The sequence below is a fragment of the Maritimibacter alexandrii genome, from assembly GCF_005871115.1.
Taxonomy (GTDB): Bacteria; Pseudomonadota; Alphaproteobacteria; order Rhodobacterales; family Rhodobacteraceae; genus Maritimibacter; species Maritimibacter alkaliphilus.
Window position 1 is genome coordinate 224,533 of sequence record NZ_SWKQ01000014.1, and the last position, 20,559, is coordinate 245,091.

Genomic DNA, 20,559 nt, shown 5'->3' on the forward strand with positions numbered 1-20,559 from the left:
GCGGGTCGTGTCGGTCATCTGCCAGGAATCACTCGGCGGCGATGGCCTCCGGCGTCGGGGCCGCGACGAGTTGCAGCCCGCCCTTTTCCAGCCGCTTCACCACGCGACGCGCATCGCGCATTCGCTGGCCCTTGGCCGCGCCCCAAGCCGCACGACGGGCTTCCACGTCGGCCTCGGGGTTGTCGCGTTTCCAGTCGGTCAGCCAGCCGTGATAGCCGATCAGCTTGACGGCTTTCTTGCGGGCCATCTCTTCCGGCGTCAGCACCGGTTTCTCTTTCTTTGCTTTGGTCGCCATAATTGCTTCCTCAATGGTTTCGCGCCTTCTTGCCGGGCGCTGGGGCACCATGCCCCGTGGCGGCAGATTACACCGGTTCGTTCATTTCGCGTAGCGGGAAATGATGTGAGCAGGTGGAAACAAAGGGGAGTGAGTCCGGATTGCACAACACAAAATCGGTGGCGGTCGGGTTTTGCTGGCAACTGAACCCCAAAGGTTGAATTCTGGCTCCATTGAGTGGAGACGAAAATGACAACCTTGGATGAATTGATCGACGACCTGAAACGGATCAGGGACAAAATCGGCCAGGACTCACCGGTCCGCATACGCATCGAAATGGCAACACTATTTTCACATCGAGCGGTGACCGGGATGGAAGAGGTCGAGTACGACGACGATACCCACATGGTGCTCATCCGCGCGGGAGACGAGGTCGCGCAGGAGCTCAAATAGTGACCGATTTGACTATGAAGCAATTTCGCATTCGATATCAGCGTCTGCTCGACCCGGCACCTCGGCCGCGCTTCAAGATAAAGGCGGAGTCGAACGATGCTTGGATCGTGGTGACGTCCGGGGCGCTTTCATTCATTCATGTCGGGCACAAACTAAATCTCAATGCGGTTGATCTCGCGTTGTTCGACAAAAACTTCGGTTGGGTCGGAGATGCTGTCCCTCCGGATGCGATAGATATCAGCACACCCAAGACGAACCAGTTCAGGTGGATGGTTTCTCAAGTCGATCCAACAAAGGAACCTTCCTCTCAAGCTGGGGTCGGAGAAGCGATCGAGCGCATCAAATGGGCGTTCGGTTGGGTTAGAGAGAACCGGGTCTCATGAGACCGAAAAGGGCGCCCGAAGGCGCCCTCTCGTTTACTGATCCAAGAAACTCCGCAGCTTCCGGCTCCGGCTCGGGTGCTTCAGCTTCCTGAGCGCCTTCGCCTCGATCTGGCGGATGCGTTCGCGGGTGACGCTGAACTGCTGGCCCACCTCTTCGAGCGTGTGGTCGGTGTTCATGCCGATGCCGAAGCGCATGCGCAGAACCCGTTCCTCACGCGGCGTCAAAGACGCCAGCACGCGGGTCGTGGTTTCCTTCAGGTTCTCCTGAATGGCCGAGTCGAGCGGCAGGACGGCGTTCTTGTCCTCGATGAAATCGCCAAGCTGCGAGTCCTCCTCGTCGCCAATCGGCGTTTCGAGCGAGATCGGCTCCTTGGCGATCTTCATCACCTTGCGGACCTTTTCCAGCGGCATTTGCAGCTTCTCGGCCAGTTCTTCCGGCGTCGGCTCGCGGCCGATTTCGTGAAGCATCTGGCGGCCCGTGCGCACCAGCTTGTTGATCGTTTCGATCATGTGGACCGGGATACGGATCGTGCGGGCTTGGTCGGCAATCGACCGGGTGATCGCCTGACGAATCCACCACGTCGCGTAGGTCGAGAACTTGTAGCCCCGGCGATACTCGAACTTGTCCACGGCCTTCATCAGGCCGATGTTGCCTTCCTGAATGAGATCAAGGAATTGCAGGCCGCGGTTCGTGTATTTCTTGGCGATCGAGATCACCAGACGCAGGTTCGCCTCGACCATTTCCTTTTTGGCCTGACGCGCCTCTTTCTCGCCCTTCTGGACCTGAGACACGATGCGGCGGAATTCGGAGATGTCGACGCCGACATACTGACCGACCTGGGCCATGTCGCCACGCAGTTCGGCCACCTTGTCGGACGAGCGTTCGATGAACGCCTGCCAACCGCGACCGGGCTTTTCGGCCATCCGTTCCAGCCAGTTCGGGTCAAGTTCCTCGCCCCGGTAGGCATCGACGAATTCGCGGCGGTTGATGCGCGCCTGATCGGCGAGCTTCACCATGGCCGAGTCGATCGACATGATGCGGCGGTTGATGCCGTAAAGCTGGTCGACAAGCGCCTCGATCCGGTTGTTGTGCAGGTGCAGTTCGTTCACCAGCAGCACGATTTCCGAGCGCAGCTTCTGGTACTCGGCTTCCGCCTTGTCCGAGAACGACCCATCCTCGTTCAGCGTGGCGGACATCCGAAGATCCTGCATTTCGCTGAGTTTGGTGTAATCGCGCGCGATCAGTTCCAGCGTTTCGAGCACGCGGGGCTTAAGGGCGGCCTCCATCGCGGCGAGCGACATGTTGGCCTGATCGTCCTCATCCTCGTCGTCGTCGTCCTTGGCGATCGGGTTGCCGTCGGCGTCAAGCTCGGGGCCGTCGTCCTTTTTCTGGCTTTCGGTGTTCGTGGCCGCGGCTTCGCCCAGCCCTTGCACCACATCCTCGTCCTCGCCGTCCTCGCCCATCTGACGCCCGAAGGTGGCGTCGAGGTCGATGACGTCGCGCAGCAGAATGTCTTCGTTCAGAAGTTCGTCGCGCCAGATCGTGATGGCCTGGAAGGTGAGCGGGCTTTCGCAGAGCCCCGCGATCATCGTGTTCCGGCCCGCTTCGATCCGCTTGGCGATGGCGATCTCGCCCTCGCGGGAGAGGAGTTCCACCGACCCCATTTCGCGCAGGTACATGCGCACCGGGTCGTCGGTGCGGTCGAGCTTCTCGGTATCGCCGGACGACACGGCGACCGCGCCGCCCTGATTCTTGGCGACGACTTCGGTCGAGCCCTTGGCGTCGTCGTTGTCGTCCTCGGCCTCTTCGTCCTCGATGATGTTGATGCCCATTTCCGAGAGCATCGACATCACGTCTTCGATCTGTTCCGACGAGACCTGATCGGGCGGGAGCACGTTGTTGAGCTGATCGTAGGTGATGTAGCCCTTCTCACGGGCCTCGGCGATCATCTTCTTGACGGCGGCCTGGTCCATATCCCCCATCGGGTTGGAGCCGTCGTCCTGCTCGTCCTTGTTCTGGTCGTCGTTTGCGTCTTTCGCGGCCATGCGTGTTCCCTTCGCTCGGGTCGGTCTCGGATCGAATCTGGCGGATCGAGACTGATTCGGCTGATTCGCTTTTGCGAATCTTCGACTCGAATCACTGATTCGCCAACCCGTGTAGCCCTGAAACCTTTGTGTTTTCTCAAAATGTGATGGATCAGGGTCTCTTGCGTCCGCCCTGTTGATCCTCGATCTGCTTCAAGAGCGCATCCAGCGCGTCTTTCTCCTCGCGCGCGACCATGACGCCGTTGTCGGCGCGGTCGAACAGTCCTTTGTCGTCGCCCTGCCCCCGCCGCGCCTCGTCAAGCAAGCGCACGGCCTCGGACAGGCGGAATGTAAGCCCCTCGTCGCTCAAGGCGCCGATCTCGGCCACCGCGTCGTCCAGTTCGTGTCTGGCGCCACGGGCGGCATCGAGTTTGGCAAGCTCCTCGGCCAGACACAGCGCCGCGAGCTCCGGATCGTCCTTGCGGCGTATCGGGGGTGCGATCTGCACATGGTTCAGGGCGAAGAGTTTTTCAAGGGCGCGCGTACCGACTTCGGCGTCGATTTTCGCGCACAGGTCTTCCGTCGCCTCGCCGTCGAAGGACAGGATCGCCCGTTGCATCGCCGCATGTTCATCGGTGGCCATTTCGACCCGCTCAAAGGCACTCTCGAAGCTTTCGATCAGGTGCGGATGGGTGACGAGGGTGGCAAGGATCACGGCCTCGCGCAGCACCTCTTCGACCTGCCCCGACGCAGCCGCCAGAAGCGACCCTTTGGTGGCGGGCTGGAACGCCGGCCCGGCGGGTTTCCACGGGCCACGCCGCCCGCCGCCACCCTGCCAGCCTCCGCTTTGCCGCGGGGCGCTGTCTCGGCGCGGATTGAAGAGCTCGTAGCGCAGGCGTTTGATCTCTTCGCCGTAGTGCTGGCGGATCGACTGGTCTTGGATTTTGGCGATGGCTTGGCGCAAGTCGCGGTCCAGCGCCGCGCGCCGCTCCGGGCTGTCGAAGACCTTGCCCTCGGTTTCTCGCTGCCACAGCAGGCTCACCATGGGCCGCGCCCCATCCAGCACCTTCTGCATCGCGCCCGCGCCCTGCGCCTTGATGAGATCGTCGGGGTCCAGCCCCTCGGGCATGATCGCAAAGCGCAGGGACTGCCCGGCTTCGAGCATCGGCAGCGCGGTGTCGATGACCCGCATGGCCGCGCGCAGCCCTGCGGTGTCGCCGTCGAGCGCGATGATCGGTTCCGGGGCGATGCGCCACAGAAGGCGCAGCTGATCCTCGGTGATCGCGGTACCGAGCGGGGCCACGGTCGCCCCGAACCCGGCCTCGGACAATGCGATCACATCCATATAGCCCTCGGCCACCACCAGCGGCGTGCCCTTCCCCGCCGCCTCGCGCGCAGGCCCGTGATTGTAAAGCGAACGGCCCTTGTCAAAGAGGTCGGTCTCGGGGCTGTTCAAGTATTTCGCGTTGTCGTTCGGGTCCATCGCCCGGCCCCCGAAGGCGATGCAGCGCCCGCGCGCGTCACGGATCGGGAACATGATCCGGTTGCGGAACGTGTCATAGGGCTGCTTGCCCTTGGACGAGGCTTTGGCGAGCCCTGCCCCGAGGATCAGGTCTTCGGCCACGCCCTTGCCGCGCAGATGATCCCAAAGACCCTGCCATCCGTCCGGCGCAAAGCCGATGTCCCAGCGGTCCTGCGCGGCCTCCTTCAGCCCCCGACGGTCGAGATACTCCCGCGCGCCGACGCCCGAGTTGGTCTTGAGTTGCAGGCGGAAGAACTGCACCGCCTGCTCCATCACCTCGGCCAGTTGCGTGCGCCGGTCGGCCTTTTCCTGCGCCTTCGGGTCACGCTCCGGCATCTGCATCCCGGCTTCGCGGGCGAGGATTTCGACCGCCTCCATGAAGCCGACGTTCTCGGTTTCCTTCACGAAGGACAGCGCGTCGCCCTTCGCATGGCAGCCGAAGCAGTAGTAGAATCCCTTGCGGTCATCGACATGGAAACTGGCGGTCTTTTCCTGATGGAACGGGCACGGGGCCCAAAGATCGCCCTTGCCCTGATTGGATTTTCGCTGGTCCCACATGACCTTGCGCCCGACCACCTGCGCAAGCGAGGTGCGGGTGCGAAGTTCATCCAAGAATCCGGGGGGCAACGACATGGCGTCAATATAGGCCGCCCGCGCGCCCGCCTCAATTGACCACGCAGGCCTCGGGCGGAGATTTGTACAGACGGTAGACGACCGGCTCGCCGGACACCTCGGCGATGTCCACCGCGCCCCCGCATTCTTCGGTGTCGCCGACCCACAGGTATGTCAGCGTCAGGTCGATGCTGTCGCCGGTGTCGCGCGTGACCTCGAAAAACCCGCCGTCGCAGTCGACCGAACAGGTCACCTCGCCGCGTTCGTTCCAGCACAGAAGCCCCTGCTCGAACGTCCTGAGTGCAAGCTCCGTGTCCTTCACATGCCCGCCGTTCGACGTGCTGACTGAGACGGAGGCGGAATACTGGTCGTACTCGTCGATCCCGAAGGCGACCGAGATCGCCGAGACGACCTGTTCGGGATGGGCTGCGATGTGGGCGTCGGAATAGGTGCGGTGGTAGCAGCCCATAGGTTCGGCAAGGGCCGGCGCGGCGGTAAGGGCTGCGACAAGGGCAAGGCGCATGGCAAAACTCCTGAAACTGAATGGCGTCAGGTTAACGCGCGCGGCCTCACGCGGCCACGGATTTGCGCAGCATGTCCCAATAGATCGTTTCGACCGTTTCGCGGCTGAGGCGGCCGCCATCACGAAACCACGTGGTCACCCCGTTCAGCATGGAAATCGCGGCCATCGCGGCGAGTTTCGGGTCCGGCACGGCAAAATCGCCGCTGGCGTTCCCTGCCTCCAGAATGTCGATCAGACCCTGTTCGTAGCGGCGCCGCAGCACCTCGATCTCGGCGAAATTCGCGTCGTCCAGATTGCGCAACTCCATGTAGGCGATGAAGATATTGTCGGGCCGGTCGAGGTGATAATGGATGTGGAAGCGCGCGAAGGCCTCTAGCCGTTCAGGCGGCGTGCCGCCCGTGTCGGCCTCGCCCCAAGCCTCCAATAGCTCCTCCATATGGACCTTCATCAGGTCGTAGAGCAGTGATTGCTTGTCGGGTGTGTAGAGATAGAGCGCCCCGGCCTGCACGCCGACCTCCGCCGCGATCTTGCGCATCGAGACCGCCGCATAGCCGTCGCGAGCGAAGAGCTTCAATGCCGCCTCGCGCACCTTGGGGCCAGTGATGTCGGCGTGGGAGCCGGATTTTCGCGCCATGGGTGAAGATTAACTGAACATTCGTTCAGATCAAGCGATTGCGCGCCCGGCATGCGGGTCCGGGCGCGCGAATGGTTCAGGCGGTCAGCCCCTCGGGTTCCGGCAGGCCGTTGGCCCGGCAGGTCGCCGTCAGCGTATTGGCCAGAAGGCAGGCGATGGTCATGGGCCCGACACCGCCCGGCACCGGGGTGATCGCGCCCGCCACCTCGGAAGCGGAGGCGAAATCGACGTCGCCCACAAGCTTGCCTTTCTCGCCCTCTTCGGCAGGCGGCAGTCGGTTGATGCCCACGTCGATGACCACGGCGCCGGGCTTGAGCCAGTCACCCGTCACCATCTCGGGCCGGCCCACGGCGGCGACCACGATATCGGCCCCGCGCACCACGTCCTCGATGTCTTTCGTGCGGCTGTGGGCGATGGTCACCGTGCAGCTGTCACGCAGCAAAAGCTGTGCCATCGGCTTGCCCACGATGTTCGACCGCCCCACAACAACCGCCGGCTTGCCCGAGAGCGATCCGAAATGGTCGCGCAGCAGCATCAGGCATCCAAGCGGGGTGCAGGGCACCATCGCCTTTTGCCCCGTCGCCAGCAGCCCAACGTTCGAGATGTGGAACCCGTCCACATCCTTGGCCGGGTCGATCGCGCCGATGACCTTGTCCTCGTCGATGTGGTCGGGCAGCGGCAGTTGCACCAAGATCCCGTTCACCGCCGGGTCGTTGTTCAGCTTTTCGACCAGCGCCAGCAGATCGGCCTCGGAAGTCGAAGCGTCCAGCTTGTGCTCGAAGCTTTCCATCCCGGCCTCGACCGTCTGCTTGCCCTTGGAGCGGACATAGACCTGACTGGCGGGGTCTTCGCCCACCAGCACCACGGCCAGTCCCGGCTTGATGCCCTTCTTGGCAAGCTCCGCCACATGCTCGGCCACCTTGCCGCGCACCTCGGCGGCGAAAGCCTTGCCGTCTATGATCGTCGCGCTCATCCGCTCTCTCCTCGTCTGTGGGAAGGGGCGCGCTCGCCCGCTTCTCTGGTCCAAAAATACCTTCGCCGAAGGCACCGTGCGACCGGGCTCGATGCCCGGTCGCGCGGCCTCCGCCTCAGAACAGCCCCTGCACGTCGCCGTTGTCGTCCAGCCCGATGGTCAATGCGGCGGGTTTCGACGGCAGGCCCGGCATGGTCATGATTTCCCCGCAGATCACCACGACGAAGCCCGCGCCCGCCGACAGCCGGACCTCGCGCACCGGCACCGAATGGCCCGTGGGGGCACCGCGCCGGGTGGGGTCGGTGGTAAAGGAATACTGGGTCTTGGCCATGCAGACCGGCAGGTTGCCATAGCCCGCCGCCTCCCACGCGCGCAGCTGGTCGCGGATCTTCTTGTCTGCCAGCACCTCATCCGCGCGGTAGATGCGCTTGGCCACCGTCTCGATCTTCTCGAACAGGCTCAAATCGTCGTTGTAGAGCGGGGCGAAGCTGCCCATGCCGGCATCCGCGATCTCGGCGACGCGGGTGGCCAGCGCCTCGGTCCCTTCCGATCCCTTGGCCCAATGCTGGCACAGGATCGCCTCGGTCCCGTGTTCGGCGACGTAATCCTTCACCGCCTGCACTTCGGCGTCGGTGTCGGTGACGAAATGGTTGATCGCGACGACCACCGGAACGCCGAACCCTTTGAGGTTCTCGATATGGCGGCCAAGGTTCGGGCAGCCCGCCTTGACCGCATCGACGTTCTCGGCCCCCAGATCGGCCTTGGCCACACCGCCGTTCATCTTCATCGCGCGCACGGTGGCGACGAGCACGACGGCGGCGGGGGCCAGCCCGCCCTTGCGGCACTTGATGTTCATGAACTTCTCGGCCCCCAGATCGGCGCCGAACCCGGCCTCGGTCACCACATAGTCGGCCAGCTTCAGCGCAGTGCGCGTCGCGATCAGGCTGTTGCAGCCGTGGGCGATGTTGGCGAAGGGGCCGCCGTGGACGAAGGCCGGGTTGTTTTCAAGCGTCTGGACGAGGTTGGGCTGCATCGCGTCCTTCAAAAGCACGGTCATCGCGCCCTCAGCCCCGACATCGCGGCAGGTGATCGGATCGCGGTCGCGGGTGTAGGCCACGATGATGTCGCCCAGACGGCGCTCAAGGTCGGCCAGATCGCGGGCAAGACATAGGATCGCCATGACCTCGGAAGCCACGGTGATGTCGAACCCGGTCTGGCGCGGGAACCCGTTGGCGACACCGCCGAGCGAGGTCACCACATCGCGCAGCGCCCGGTCGTTGAGGTCCACGACCCGGCGCCATGTCACCCGGCGCTCGTCGATGCCCAACTCGTTGCCCCAGTAGATGTGGTTGTCGATCATCGCCGACAGCAGATTGTGCGCGCTGGTGATCGCGTGGAAATCGCCGGTGAAGTGGAGGTTCATGTCCTCCATCGGCACGACCTGCGCGTAGCCGCCGCCCGCAGCCCCGCCTTTCATCCCGAAGTTCGGCCCGAGCGAGGCTTCGCGAATGCAGATCATCGCCTTCTTGCCGATCCGGTTCAGCCCGTCGCCAAGGCCCACCGTGGTCGTCGTCTTGCCCTCGCCCGCAGGGGTCGGGTTGATCGCGGTCACGAGGATGAGCTTTCCGTCCGGGCGATCCTCGACCGAATTGATGAAGTCCTGACTGATCTTGGCCTTGTCGTGGCCGTAGGGCAGCAGATGGTCGGACGGAATGCCAAGCTTGTCGCCAATCTCCCCGATCGGGCGTTTCTTCGCGGCGCGCGCGATTTCGATATCGGATTTATGGCTCATGGTGTCCTCCCCGGACCAAGTGGCTGAATTCGCCCGGAATGTGCGCAGGGATAGCCGATCGGACAACGCGATACGCGACGAAAATGCGCGGGTTTGCGGCACCGGGCCGGAAACTCGGTGACCTTTCGGAAACCTGCGCCCCCGTTCGGAGACGTCCGGTCAGGCGTCCGGCCGCCAGCCTCGCTGTTTCGGGACGAAAAGGCGGATCTCGTCGCCAACGGTCAGCGTGCCTTCGCGCTCGACCCACGCCGTGACGCCGCGCAGATCGACGGCCGCCGGTTTGAACTTGGGCCCATAGCCCGGCGCGAAGCGTTCGACCGAACGGCCCGAGAGCGTGCAGGGATGGTTGACCATGTCGATGGTCAGCGTCGCCCCATCGGGGGTCTGGAGGCGCGAGGACGGGGGAACGTAGCTGAAGTCCGGGATGCCCTCGACGACCATGGACACGCCGATCCACGCCGGGTCGAAATGGTCGAGCCCCATGTTCTGCGCGATCTCGTCGATCTGTTCGGCGGCGAGGATGGTCAGTTGGCGGGTATTGCGGATCTGCGTGTCGCGCGGATGCAGGATCGACACGCGGCTGCACGCTGGCCGCGTCACGCCGCCATGGTCCTCGCCCTCGATGCCGCCATAGGTCAGGACCGCCTGCGCCTGCCCTTCAGAGGCCAGCGCCGCCGCCCGATCCGCGACATGGCCGAGCCACGTGATCCGGGCCGCATAGGGCGCTTCGTCGAAATATTCGCTCATGGTCATCCGGTCCTGTGCTGCGGTCGCGGCACTCGACCCCAATCACCGGGCGGCGTCAAGCGAGGAGCCCCGCAGGCGCGCGTTCGACGTGGCAAGCTTCGCCTGCCCCGAGAGGGCGAAGACGAAGCTGAGTTGACGGAGCAGTTCGCCGTTGCGGTCCCCCAGCGTTTCCAGTGCATCCGCCGTGATGCGAAAGGCGCGCGCGGGCCGGGTGATTTCGACCGTCGCGCTGGCCGGGGCGCGCGTGAGCACGCCGAATTCGCCGATGAGAGCGCCCTCGCCCAGTCGCGCGACCTCCTGCGATCCCGCCATCACGCGCGCCTCGCCGCCTGCCAGAAAGAACAGCGCCTCGACCGGCGCGCCTTCGGTCGTCAGACCCTCGCCCACCGCGAGGTCCACCCATTCGCCCGCGTCCAAGAACCGGCGCGCGTCGATGTGGCGGAGCGCCCCGAGGTGGGTGTCGTAGAACACCTGTTCGGCATCGTCGAACCGGAGCCGCCGCCGAAGCAGCCAGAGCCGCGTCAGCCCGACGATCGAAATCACGACCCAGCTTGTCTGGATGACGGCGGAACTCAGGTTCCACTGTGAGAACAGCGAGGTGAGGACCGCAAGCGACGCGGCCAGATTGAGGATAGTGTAGAGCGCCGAGTTGCCCCGGATCACCCCGAACTGCAATCCGGCGTAGGAGCCAAGATAAAGCGCGGCACCCAGCAGGCCGAGACCGTCGAGGAACAGGCTCCCCTGCATCAACGCGCGGTCCTTTTCGCCCCGTTCAAGGCCCGACAACGGACATTCGGCCGCGGGCGGTCACGCCGGGCTGGGTCGCGGCGGGCCACGGTCACGCCCCACGTGTCAGCACGAAGAACACCCGTCTGAACGGGAAATGAACGTGGCCATCGGCGCGCGCGGGATAGTGCTTGCCGAGCAGCGTTTCATAGGCCGCGACATAGCGCGCGGCCTCTTCTTCCGACAGCTCGGCCACGAACGGCCGCATCACCGTGGACTGGGTGAAGTGGCGCACCGGATGCCCCTCGGCCACCGGGGCGAGGTTTTGGACATAGGTCGTTTCCCACGCCCGGATGTCACCCAAAGGCGCGAGGATGTCGGCATAGACCTGCGGCGGGGCGACGGGGGGTGTCCACTCCGCGAAATCGAAGCGGTCGGGAAACATATCCTCCGCCAGCTCGCGCAGCAGCCGGTGCGAAGGTTCGTCATACTGGCGCGGCATCTGCACGGCGAGCGCACCGCGTTCCGGCAGAACCGAGGCCCAGCGGGCAAAGAGCGTGGCATGATCGGGAAGCCAGTTGGCCAGCGCGTTGGAAAAGATCAGCGCGGGGGTATAGCCGGGGGTCCAGTCGTTCGCGTCGTCGCGGGTCAGCCGGGCATAAAGGCCCATCGCCTCGGCCTCGGCCAGCATGGTGGCGGAACTGTCGATCCCATAGAGATCGCGGTTCGGGTAGCGCGTCGACAGCGCCTCGGCCACCGCACCTGCACCGCAACCCATGTCGACCACCGGCCCGTCGGGCAGGTCGCGGACCTGTGCCAGAAGCTCCAGCGCCGGGCGCAGGCGCAACCCGCGAAAGCGTTGGTAGGCTTCGGGATTCCAGTCGGCGGTGGTCATCTGCGCGTCCCTTTCCTTGTCCCTTCGATCCTATGCGCAATTGCTCGGTCTGGATACCATGCGCAAAAGAAAAAGGCCGGGGCTTGGACCCCGGCCTCGTGTTCTTGTGGTGCTGGCGTTACGCCGACGGTTCCGGCTCCAGCCCGCCGTCGCCCTTGGGCTTCTTGCGCGGCTTGGTCTTGGGGATCGCGGCGACCGACGGCTTGTCGTCGGCTTTCTCGCCCGCGCCGCCATCTTCGTCTTCGTCGATATGCGGCGGGTCACCGGCCATGACGCGCTTGATCTCTTCGCCCGTCAGGGTCTCGTATTCCAGCAGACCTTCGGCCAGACGCTCCCACTCCACCTTGCGCTCTTCGAGGATGCGGCGGGCGGTTTCATACCCGTCCTGCACGAAGCGGCGCACCTCTTCCTCGATGAGTTCCTTGGTGTGGGCCGAGACCGAGAAGCCCCCGGTGTTGCCCTGATAGCCTTCGGCGGCTTCGGCGTAGTCGATGTTGCCGACCTTTTCCGACATGCCCCAGCGCATCACCATGGCGCGGGCCAGTTGGCTGGCCTGCATGATGTCGCCGGCGGGGCCGTTCGACACCTCGTCCTCGCCCCAGCGCATGATCTCGGCGGCCTTGCCGGCCATGGTCATGGCAAGCTGCTGGACGCACTGATCCTTGTGCCAGTTCAGGCGGTCGATCTCGGGCAGGCTGACCACCATACCCAACGCACCACCGCGCGGGATGATCGTCGCCTTGTAGACCGGATCGCATTTCGGCAGCGACAGGCCCACGACCGCGTGACCGGCTTCGTGGTAGGCGGTGTGTTCCTTCTGCTCGTCGGTCAGGACCATCGACCGGCGCTCGGCGCCCATCATGACCTTGTCCTTGGCGTTCTCGAAGTCCTCCATCACGACGAACCGTCGGCCCACGCGGGCGGCCATCAGCGCCGCCTCGTTCACGAGGTTGGCGAGGTCGGCACCCGAGAAGCCGGGCGTGCCGCGCGCGATGATGCGCAGGTCCACATCGGGGCCGAGCGGCACCTTGCGCGAGTGCACGCCGAGGATCTTTTCGCGGCCCTTGATGTCGGGGTTCGGCACGGTGACCTGACGGTCGAAACGGCCGGGGCGCAGAAGCGCGGGGTCCAGAACGTCCTTGCGGTTGGTCGCGGCGATGATGATGACGCCCTCGTTCGACTCGAACCCGTCCATTTCGACGAGAAGCTGGTTCAGCGTCTGCTCACGCTCGTCGTTGCCGCCGCCATAACCCGCGCCACGATGGCGGCCCACGGCGTCGATTTCGTCGATGAAGACGATACAGGGCGCGTTCTTCTTGGCCTGCTCGAACATGTCACGGACACGGGATGCACCCACGCCGACGAACATCTCGACGAAGTCGGAGCCCGAGATGGTGAAGAACGGCACGCCCGCCTCACCCGCGACCGAGCGCGCCAGAAGCGTCTTACCCGTGCCCGGAGGGCCGACCAGAAGCGCACCCTTGGGGATCTGCCCGCCGAGGCGCGAGAATTTCTGCGGGTTGCGCAGGAATTCCACGATCTCTTGCAGTTCTTCCTTGGCTTCGTCGATGCCCGCCACGTCGTCGAAGGTCACGCGACCCTCACGCTCGGTCAAAAGCTTGGCGCGGCTCTTGCCGAAGCCCATGGCCCCGCCCCGTCCGCCGCCCTGCATCCGGTTCATCATGAAGAACCAGAAACCGATCAGGATGATGACGGGCAAAAGCAGCGACAGGAGCGACAGGAAGCCCGACTGCTCCTGCTTCTTGGCCTCGACGTTGACGCCCTCGGCCAGAAGCCGTTCGGACACGTCCGCGTCACGCGGCACGACGGTCGAATAGACGGTGCCGCCGGACCCGACGTAGGTGACGTTCTCGCCATCCAGCGTGGCCTTGGTCACTTCGCCGTTCTCGACGTCTTCGATGAAATCTGAATAGCTCACCGCGGTCGAGGCGATGGAGCCCTGACCATTGGAGAACAGGTTGAAGAGGGCCAGGATCAGCAGGAAGAGCACGATCCAAAAGGCGAAATTTCGCGCGTTACCCAAGGTTATCTCCTCACGATGCCGGATGGGGGTCCGGGTCTGCCCGGGCGTGACGGCGCACCGTCACACTGGTTTCCTTCTAAAATAGGGAACGTGACCATATGTTCAATGCGATAAAAGCGATGTGAAGAAATCGCCGCGCGGCGGACAAAGCTCGGCGCGCCAGCCTGCGGGATGTCCGGCGAGCGGTGCGGCGACCAGCCTGTCGCCCGCGAACACCGCCGGGCTTGCCAAAAGCGTCTCGCGCGGAAGGCCGGTTTCGCGCCAGTCCGGGCAGTCCGACAGCCCCCCGGCCCCAAGCGCGCGGACGGCAAGAACATGCCCAGAGGGCGCGTCCGGGCCACTCAGACGCCAGCGATTGTCCCAGATCGACGGGGGCGACGCCCGCAGATCGGCCACCGCCTTGGGTTCGCGCCCGACCCGCAGCGTGTCGCCTTTCGCGGTGAGCAGGCAACCGCCCAGCGTGGCGCGGCCGGTCTCGGTCACATCGCGCACCGCTTGCATCAGCGCGGCCCGGCGCGGACGATATGCCGCGCTGGCGACCCAGCCGATCGCGTGGGCGATCAGCCTATCATGCGTCTCGCGCGGCAAAGCCTGCACCTTGGCCCGGTCGAAGAGGACATCGCCCGCCTCGGTCCACGCCGTACAGCGCGCCGCCTGTTCGGCCCAGTGCTCGAGCGCCTGCCGCGCCTCGGTCATCGCCTGCGCGGTCATGGTCAGCCGCTCAGCGTCGATGCCGAGGGGGGCGAGCAGGTCCAGCGCCTGCCGCATCCGCACCCGGTCATACTGCGTGTCGTCATTGGTCGGGTCGTCGATCCAGCCGATTTCGCGGTCGTGAAGCCAATCGCGCAGCGCGGCCCGACGCACGGTCAGGAACGGACGCAGCCAGAGGTGGCCCCGGTCCGTCCACGTTGAACGCATCCGCGACAGCCCATCGACACCGGAGCCACGCGCCAGACGCATGAGAAAGGTTTCGGCTGCATCGTCCATCGTATGCCCGATCAGGATCGCCGCCCCGGCAGGTGCGGCATCGGCGATGAGGTCGTAACGCGCGGCGCGCGCCATCGCCTGTAGATTGCCCTGCCCGTCCCAGTCGGGCCAGTCGAGCGTTCGGTGCGCGACACCGAGGTCCGCGCAGATCTCGGCCACGCGGGCGGCCTCGGTCGCCGCCTCATCACGCAACCCGTGGTCTACGGTCAGCGCCGAGACGGCCTTGCCCTGCGCCCGCCCCCACGCCTGCGCGACGTGAAGCAGCGCCATGCTGTCGCCGCCGCCGGAAACGGCGACGACCAGATTGTCGATGGTGTGATCGGTCTGGGCGGCGGCCAGCGCCGCCGCGAACGCCTTTTCCGGTGTCACAGACAGCCGAGCTGTTGCCGCTCTGCCTGTGCCTCGGCCGCCGCGTTCGATCCGGGGAAGCGGTTCGGCACCTCGCCCAAGGTCGCGCAGGCTTCGTTCGTCTGGCCAAGCTGGCCCAGCGCCGTGCCAAGCTGCACCAGCGCGTTCGGCGCGGATTGCCCGGTCGGATCGGCCGAGAAGGACGCGAGATAGGCACGGGCCGCATCGGCCACCATGTTCTGCGCGTTCAGCGCCTCGCCCTTCAGAAACAGCGCCTGCCCGGTCATCGGCGTGCCGGGGTAATTGTCGACGAAGGTCTGGAACATGCTCGCGGCACCGGCGAAGTCACCAGCGTCCATCGCGGCCATCGCGGCATCGAAATCCGCCTGCTCGCCCACGGCAAGCTGGGTGTTGTTGGTTTCCGAGAACGTGTCGGATTGCGGCGTGGTCGTGGTCATCGACTGCGACACCGCCGCCGCCTCGACACCGCCCAGAGGCTTGGAAATCCCCTCGTTCATGATGTCGCAATCGCTTTCTAGTTCGCACAGCCGAAACGACAGGTCGCCGATCCGGTTCGCGCCGTCTGTCGCGATGGAATTCAGTTTGAATTCAAGCTCTTCGGTTTTGTTCGTCAGGCGCGTCAACGCCGCCTCGATGGCGTTCACCCGGTCCAGCGTGGACCCCGACGCCACCGGATTCGGCGCGCCGGTCGTGTTGAGTTCGGACCGGACCTTGGCCAGTTCCACGTTCAGCACGGTCAGTTCCTGCCGCACATCCGCAAGCGTCTGCTCGCGGTCCTGTGCAAGACCCGGCGTGGCCAGCGTCATCACGCAGGCCACGGCCATCACACTCGTTCTCAGCCTCATGGCGTCATGTCACCCCGTCAGGCCGGTCGGTCAGGTTCCGGCGCCGGTCGTCAGCACCGTTACCGCCCGGCGGTTTTGCTGGTAGCAGCTTTCGTCCGAACAGATCGCGAGCGGACGCTCCTTGCCGTAGCTTACGGTCTTGAGGCGGCCGGGTGCAACGCCGCGCTCGATCAGGTAGCTCTGAACCGAGCTGGCCCGGCGCGCGCCGAGGGCCACGTTGTATTCGCGGGTGCCCTGCTCGTCCGCGTGACCTTCGATGATCGCGGAATAGGCGGTGTTGGAATTCAGCCACTGGGCCTGCTGGTCGAGGATCCCCTGCGCCTGCGGGCTGAGGGTCGACTGATCCACCATGAACAGCACGCGGTCGCCGATGGTTTGGTTGAAATAGGCGGTCGAGGTCGGGTCGTTCACGCTGCCCGCAACGCCGCTGTTGTTGGCCCCGTCGGTCGCACTGTTGTAGCGGTCCCGCGAACAGGCCGAGAGCGCGACAGCGCCGATCATCAGGAGGGCGATGGTGGTCTTTTTCATGAAATCCTGTCCTTCGTGTTTATCGTTGCTCGAATGCGGCCAGTCTATCAGATCGGGCCGCACAGGTCTTTTCCTTAGTTCTGGAGCGGTCCCCAGCTCGGGTCCGAGGCGGCATCGGGCGTCGGCACGCGGCGCAGATTGCGGCCCGAGATGTCGACCGAGTAAAGACCCGGCGCACCCTCGGCCCCCTGGCTTTCGCGGGTGAACATGATGACACGCCCGTTCGGGGCCCAGGTCGGGCCTTCGTCGAGGAAGGACGCGGTCAGCAGGCGTTCCTCGGACCCGTCCGTGCGCATGACGCCGATATGGAACCGGCCCGCGTTCTGCTTGGTGAAGGCGATCAGGTCGCCGCGCGGCGACCAGACCGGGGTGCCGTAACGACCGGGGCCGAAGCTGATGCGCTGCGGCTCACCGCCGTTGGCGGACATGACATAGATCTGCTGCGTGCCGGAGCGGTCGCTTTCGAACACGATCCGCGACCCGTCTGGCGAGAAGCTGGGCGCGGTGTCGATGGCGGGGGAATTGGTCAATTGCACCAGCCCCCCACCGTTCAGGTCCATCCGGTAGATTTCCGAGTTGCCGCCCTGTTCGAGCGAAAAGATCAGGCCGTTGCCATCGGGCGAGAAGCGCGGCGAGAACGCCATGTTGCCGCCCCCGGTGCCCAGCGCCCGGCGCTGCGCCGATCCGACCTCGAGCACGTAAATCTGCGGCTGCCCGGTCTCGTAGGACGTATAGAGCACCCGGTCGCCCGACTTGGAAAAGCGCGGCGCCAAAAGGAGCGATTCCGAATCCGTCAGGTATTTGACGTTGGCCCCGTCGTAATCCATGACGGCCAGTTGCTTGCGCCGGGCGTTCTTGGGTCCGCTTTCGCTGACGAACACCACGCGGCTGTCGAAATACCCGGTCTCTCCCGTGATCCGGGAATAGACGGTATCGGCCACCTTGTGCGCGATGCGGCGCACGCCGTCGGTGGTGCCGGTATATTGCAGCCCCTGCCCCAGTTCGGTGCCCGAAAACACGTCGTAGACCCGGAACTTGACGTTGATCTGGCCGCCCTGTTCGGACACGGCCCCGGTGATAAGCGCCTGTGCGTTCACCGCTTTCCAGTCTGCATACTGGATCGGCGAGGCGAAGTTGGTGACGTTCGCGATGAACGCCGAGGACGGGATTTCGCGAAACAGCCCGGTGCCCGACAGGTCCGCCGCGATCACGCGGCTGATTTCCTCGGCAATCGCGCCGGCGCTGCCGGTTTCGGCCTGAAAGGTGGGCACGGCGAAGGGCAGCGGTTCGATCACACCCTCGGTGATCTCGATCCGAAGCGGGCCTTGCTGGGCCGTGGCCGTCGTGGCGGAGAAGACGGGCGCAAGCGTCATCAAGACGAGCGCCACAAGCAGGTTCAGTTTGGTCATCGCAGCCTCATATTCTCCGGATTGAAGGTCATTTCAATCTCACGCCACTGTTCGTACTTTTCACTCGGCAGATTATAGCCGTTCGCCCCGCAACGGATAACCGCCCGTCGCGCGGCTTGGAAGGCGGTTTGCACCGCGTCCTGGGTCGGCCCCTCGGACGAGACCAGTTCGATGCCCGATGGCACGCCGTTGGGTTGCATCTGGACGAGCACCACGACGGTCGTCTTCATCGCGTCGGTCGAGGACGAGCCGAGGTTCCAGCATTGCGACACGGCAAGCCGCAGCCCGTCCCGTTCACCCGAGGTGAGCGGCGGCCCAAGGGGCGCGGGCTGGTCGGTCTGACCCTGCGTGTCGCTGGTCAGCGCATCATTCACCGCATCGGCCACGGCATCGGCGATCGGGTCACGCTCTTCGGCAGGCTCCGGCGTCGGGTCGGGCTCGGGCGCGGGGTCCGGCTCGGCGGTTTCGACAGGCGGTTCGGGCCGCTCGGGGCGGGCCTGCGGGCGGATCGAGGTGGTGGGCGCAGAGGATTGCGGCGTCTCGGCCTCGGTCACGATCTCGGTCGTCGCGGCCTCCGGCTGGGTCGCCTCCTGCTCTTCCTCGGGCGGGGTTTCGACCGCCTCTTCCGACGGCGCGACCTCGGGTGCCACCTCCGGCGCGATCTCGGCCTGCGGTTCGGGTTCCGGCGCGATCTCGGGCGCGACGCGGTCGGCCTCAGGCGGCGTCGGCTCGGTCGTCTCGGGCTGAACATCCTCGGTCGGCAGCGACGGCGCCGGAGTGGGCGGCTCCGGCAGCGGGGTCGGCTCGGGCTCCGGCGCGGGTTCGGGCTCCGGTTGCGGTTCGGGTTCCGGCTCCGGCTCGGGTTCCGGCTCCGGTCGCGCGGGCGGGACCGGCGTTTCTGTCGGCGCGGTTTCCTCCGGCTCGGGCGCGCCCTCCGGCGGCGCGGTCAGGGCCGCGAACTCCTCCTCCGAGATGATCGAGACATCGGCTACCGGCACGAACGGCTCCTCCGAGCGAAACTCGAAGATGCCCCCGAACAGGAGCCAGAGGATCAGAAGTCCGTGACCGATCCCCGAGATATAGTAGCCGGTCTTCAAACCCGTGCCCTACCTCGAAGCCCCGTCCATGCTCGGCCCGCCCGTTTCGGTGACGAGGCCGATGTCATTGAACCCTGCGGCGTTCAGCGCCCCCATGATCTGTGCGACCTGCGCATACGGCACGCGCCCGTCGGCGCGCAGGAAGATCTTGTTGTCCGAGCGTTCGGCGGCGACGGCGCGAAGACGCGGGATCAGGTCGTCGCGCGCGATTTCGGTCGTCATGAGCGTGATGGTGCCCTCTTCGGTCAGCGTGACCGTCAGCGGCTCTTCCTCGACCGCAGGCAGCGGCGTGGCGGCGGTTTCGGGCAGTTGCACGGGCACGCCCACGGTCATCAGCGGCGCGGCCACCATGAAGATGATGAGCAGAACCAGCATCACGTCCACGAAGGGGGTGATGTTGATCTCGGCCATCATCGCGCGATGGCGACCCCGGCGACGGCCCCTACGGGCGCGTGGCTTGGCTGAAGTTGCGACGGAGCCTGCCATGTCAGCTGTCCAACTGACGGCTGAGAATGGTCGAGAACTCGTCCGCGAAGCTTTCCCACCCGGCGGCGACATTGTCGCTGTCGGCGGTCAGCTTGTTGTAAAAGATCAGCGCGGGGATCGCGGCGAGCAGGCCCAGCCCGGTCGCCAGCAGCGCCTCGGCGATCCCTGGTGCCACGACGGCGAGGTTGGTGTTCTGCTGCTGCGCGATCTCGGTAAAGGCATGCATGATGCCCCAGACCGTGCCGAACAGCCCGATGAACGGCGCCGACGAGGCGGTGGTGGCCAGAAAGCCCAGACGCGCGTTCAGCCCTTCGGCTTCTTTCGCGATGGCCACGTCCATCGAGCGGTCGATCCGACTTTGGGCGCCTGCGATTAACCCGCCATCGGCGCGGTGCGACCGACGCCATTCCAGCATCCCGGCGGCAAAGACCTTTTCCGACGATCCCGTGGGCGATGGTCCGATCTGTTCGTAAAGCTCGTCCAGCGGCTCGCCCGACCAGAACGCCTGATCGAACATCGCGGCCTCCGCCTTGGCGCGGCGGAATTGCATGAACTTCGTGACGATGATCGCCCAGGAGTAAAACGACATGGCCACCAGAAGCACCATGACCAGTTTCACGATCAGCGTTGCGCGGAAGAAAAGCGCCCAGAAGGAGAAATCCATCTCTCCTGCCAGCGCGAGGGCATCCTGTTCCATATGGGTCCGTTACCTGCCTATGACTGCCTCGACGGCCATCTCTATCGGACGGCTCTATGGAACAGGACGGTAGCCGAATTGAAGCCCGATAGCCAACAAAACCGCGTGTTCGGCATGAAATACGGGCGTTTCAGTGCAGGTTTTGGCGGATATTCGCTGGCAAACGGGCGGGCGCGCCGGTTTCGGTGAGCGCCACGATGGTCACGGTCGAGGAAAACAGAAGCTCGCCATCGCGCTTTATGTCCTGCTTGAGCACGATCCGCACCCCCGTCATCGCCTCGACGCTGGTTTCGACCGTCAGATCGTCGTCGAACTTCGCGGGCTTGTGATAATCCGCCTCGACCCGGCGCACGGCGAAAACGATCCCCTGCTCGTCCTTCACCCGCGTCTGATCCACCCCGATCCCGCGAATCCACTCGGTCCGGGCGCGTTCGATGAACTTCAGGTAATTGGCATAATAGACGATGCCGGCAAGGTCGGTGTCTTCGTAATAGACATGCACGGGGAAGGTATGGGTCATGTGAGCCTCTTTGCGTAA

The 20,559-nt window shown here is 65.0% G+C and carries 21 protein-coding genes; 2 read left to right on the forward strand and 19 right to left on the reverse strand.

Annotation, left to right across the window (positions count from 1 at the left end):
* Positions 1-28: 28 nt before the first annotated feature.
* Positions 29-295: a hypothetical protein gene (locus FCT00_RS17765; RefSeq protein ID WP_138424079.1), complete on the reverse strand. Its 267-nt coding sequence runs from the start codon at positions 293-295 to the stop codon at positions 29-31.
* Between the two features lie 228 nt (positions 296-523).
* Here FCT00_RS17765 and FCT00_RS17770 point away from each other — a divergent pair, with 228 nt between their 5' ends.
* Together FCT00_RS17770 and FCT00_RS17775 are read left to right on the forward strand one after the other, a co-directional pair.
* Complete coding sequence (locus tag FCT00_RS17770) at positions 524-727, forward strand: hypothetical protein (protein WP_138424080.1); 204 nt, start codon at positions 524-526, stop codon at positions 725-727.
* Entirely contained in the window at positions 727-1,110 is a 384-nt protein-coding gene (locus tag FCT00_RS17775; RefSeq protein WP_138424081.1) for a hypothetical protein, read from the forward strand. The genes FCT00_RS17770 and FCT00_RS17775 overlap by 1 nt, the downstream gene beginning before the upstream one ends.
* Before the next feature lie 33 nt (positions 1,111-1,143).
* Here FCT00_RS17775 and rpoD read toward each other — a convergent pair whose 3' ends face one another.
* The 18 genes from rpoD to ybgC all read right to left on the reverse strand — a co-directional run bounded on the left by rpoD (position 1,144) and on the right by ybgC (position 20,541).
* Positions 1,144-3,156 carry an RNA polymerase sigma factor RpoD gene (gene rpoD / locus FCT00_RS17780; RefSeq protein WP_008329526.1) on the reverse strand — a complete coding sequence of 671 codons (2,013 nt, stop codon included), beginning with the start codon at positions 3,154-3,156 and terminating at the stop codon, positions 1,144-1,146.
* 151 nt (positions 3,157-3,307) lie between these two features.
* On the reverse strand, positions 3,308-5,290 hold the full coding sequence (gene dnaG, locus FCT00_RS17785; RefSeq protein ID WP_138424082.1) for a DNA primase: 1,983 nt from the start codon (positions 5,288-5,290) through the stop codon (positions 3,308-3,310).
* Between the two features lie 31 nt (positions 5,291-5,321).
* Positions 5,322-5,792, reverse strand: coding sequence for a hypothetical protein (locus tag FCT00_RS17790; RefSeq protein ID WP_138424083.1), 471 nt, complete (start codon positions 5,790-5,792; stop codon positions 5,322-5,324).
* 46 nt (positions 5,793-5,838) lie between these two features.
* Complete coding sequence (locus FCT00_RS17795) at positions 5,839-6,426, reverse strand: TetR/AcrR family transcriptional regulator (RefSeq protein WP_138424084.1); 588 nt, start codon at positions 6,424-6,426, stop codon at positions 5,839-5,841.
* Between the two features lie 76 nt (positions 6,427-6,502).
* Positions 6,503-7,399 carry a bifunctional methylenetetrahydrofolate dehydrogenase/methenyltetrahydrofolate cyclohydrolase FolD gene (gene folD, locus FCT00_RS17800; RefSeq protein ID WP_138424085.1) on the reverse strand — a complete coding sequence of 299 codons (897 nt, stop codon included), beginning with the start codon at positions 7,397-7,399 and terminating at the stop codon, positions 6,503-6,505.
* Positions 7,400-7,514: 115 nt separating this feature from the next.
* Positions 7,515-9,191, reverse strand: coding sequence for a formate--tetrahydrofolate ligase (locus FCT00_RS17805; RefSeq protein ID WP_138424086.1), 1,677 nt, complete (start codon positions 9,189-9,191; stop codon positions 7,515-7,517).
* 159 nt (positions 9,192-9,350) lie between these two features.
* Positions 9,351-9,944: an MOSC domain-containing protein gene (locus tag FCT00_RS17810; RefSeq protein WP_138424087.1), complete on the reverse strand. Its 594-nt coding sequence runs from the start codon at positions 9,942-9,944 to the stop codon at positions 9,351-9,353.
* A gap of 36 nt (positions 9,945-9,980) precedes the next feature.
* Positions 9,981-10,685 carry a Crp/Fnr family transcriptional regulator gene (locus FCT00_RS17815; RefSeq protein ID WP_138424088.1) on the reverse strand — a complete coding sequence of 235 codons (705 nt, stop codon included), beginning with the start codon at positions 10,683-10,685 and terminating at the stop codon, positions 9,981-9,983.
* Between the two features lie 91 nt (positions 10,686-10,776).
* Entirely contained in the window at positions 10,777-11,559 is a 783-nt protein-coding gene (locus tag FCT00_RS17820) for a methyltransferase domain-containing protein (RefSeq protein WP_138424089.1), read from the reverse strand.
* 118 nt (positions 11,560-11,677) lie between these two features.
* On the reverse strand, positions 11,678-13,603 hold the full coding sequence (gene ftsH, locus FCT00_RS17825; protein ID WP_040884462.1) for an ATP-dependent zinc metalloprotease FtsH: 1,926 nt from the start codon (positions 13,601-13,603) through the stop codon (positions 11,678-11,680).
* Positions 13,604-13,705: 102 nt separating this feature from the next.
* Positions 13,706-14,959: a tRNA lysidine(34) synthetase TilS gene (tilS, locus tag FCT00_RS17830; RefSeq protein ID WP_235889167.1), complete on the reverse strand. Its 1,254-nt coding sequence runs from the start codon at positions 14,957-14,959 to the stop codon at positions 13,706-13,708.
* Complete coding sequence (ybgF, locus tag FCT00_RS17835; RefSeq protein ID WP_235889169.1) at positions 14,956-15,804, reverse strand: tol-pal system protein YbgF; 849 nt, start codon at positions 15,802-15,804, stop codon at positions 14,956-14,958. Before ybgF ends, tilS begins: the two co-directional genes overlap by 4 nt.
* 30 nt (positions 15,805-15,834) lie before the next feature.
* The gene (gene pal / locus FCT00_RS17840; protein WP_008329565.1) at positions 15,835-16,332 is read right to left on the reverse strand and encodes a peptidoglycan-associated lipoprotein Pal; all 498 of its coding nucleotides are present in this window, start codon (positions 16,330-16,332) and stop codon (positions 15,835-15,837) included.
* Between the two features lie 74 nt (positions 16,333-16,406).
* The gene (gene tolB / locus FCT00_RS17845) at positions 16,407-17,705 is read right to left on the reverse strand and encodes a Tol-Pal system beta propeller repeat protein TolB (protein WP_235889186.1); all 1,299 of its coding nucleotides are present in this window, start codon (positions 17,703-17,705) and stop codon (positions 16,407-16,409) included.
* A 32-nt stretch (positions 17,706-17,737) separates the two neighbouring features.
* Positions 17,738-18,838, reverse strand: coding sequence for a hypothetical protein (locus FCT00_RS17850; protein ID WP_138424090.1), 1,101 nt, complete (start codon positions 18,836-18,838; stop codon positions 17,738-17,740).
* A gap of 9 nt (positions 18,839-18,847) precedes the next feature.
* Positions 18,848-19,252: a protein TolR gene (tolR, locus tag FCT00_RS17855; protein ID WP_008329568.1), complete on the reverse strand. Its 405-nt coding sequence runs from the start codon at positions 19,250-19,252 to the stop codon at positions 18,848-18,850.
* Between the two features lie 73 nt (positions 19,253-19,325).
* Positions 19,326-20,021 carry a protein TolQ gene (gene tolQ / locus FCT00_RS17860; RefSeq protein WP_008329569.1) on the reverse strand — a complete coding sequence of 232 codons (696 nt, stop codon included), beginning with the start codon at positions 20,019-20,021 and terminating at the stop codon, positions 19,326-19,328.
* A gap of 130 nt (positions 20,022-20,151) precedes the next feature.
* Positions 20,152-20,541 carry a tol-pal system-associated acyl-CoA thioesterase gene (ybgC, locus tag FCT00_RS17865; RefSeq protein ID WP_138424091.1) on the reverse strand — a complete coding sequence of 130 codons (390 nt, stop codon included), beginning with the start codon at positions 20,539-20,541 and terminating at the stop codon, positions 20,152-20,154.
* Between the last annotated feature and the right edge of the window lie 18 nt (positions 20,542-20,559).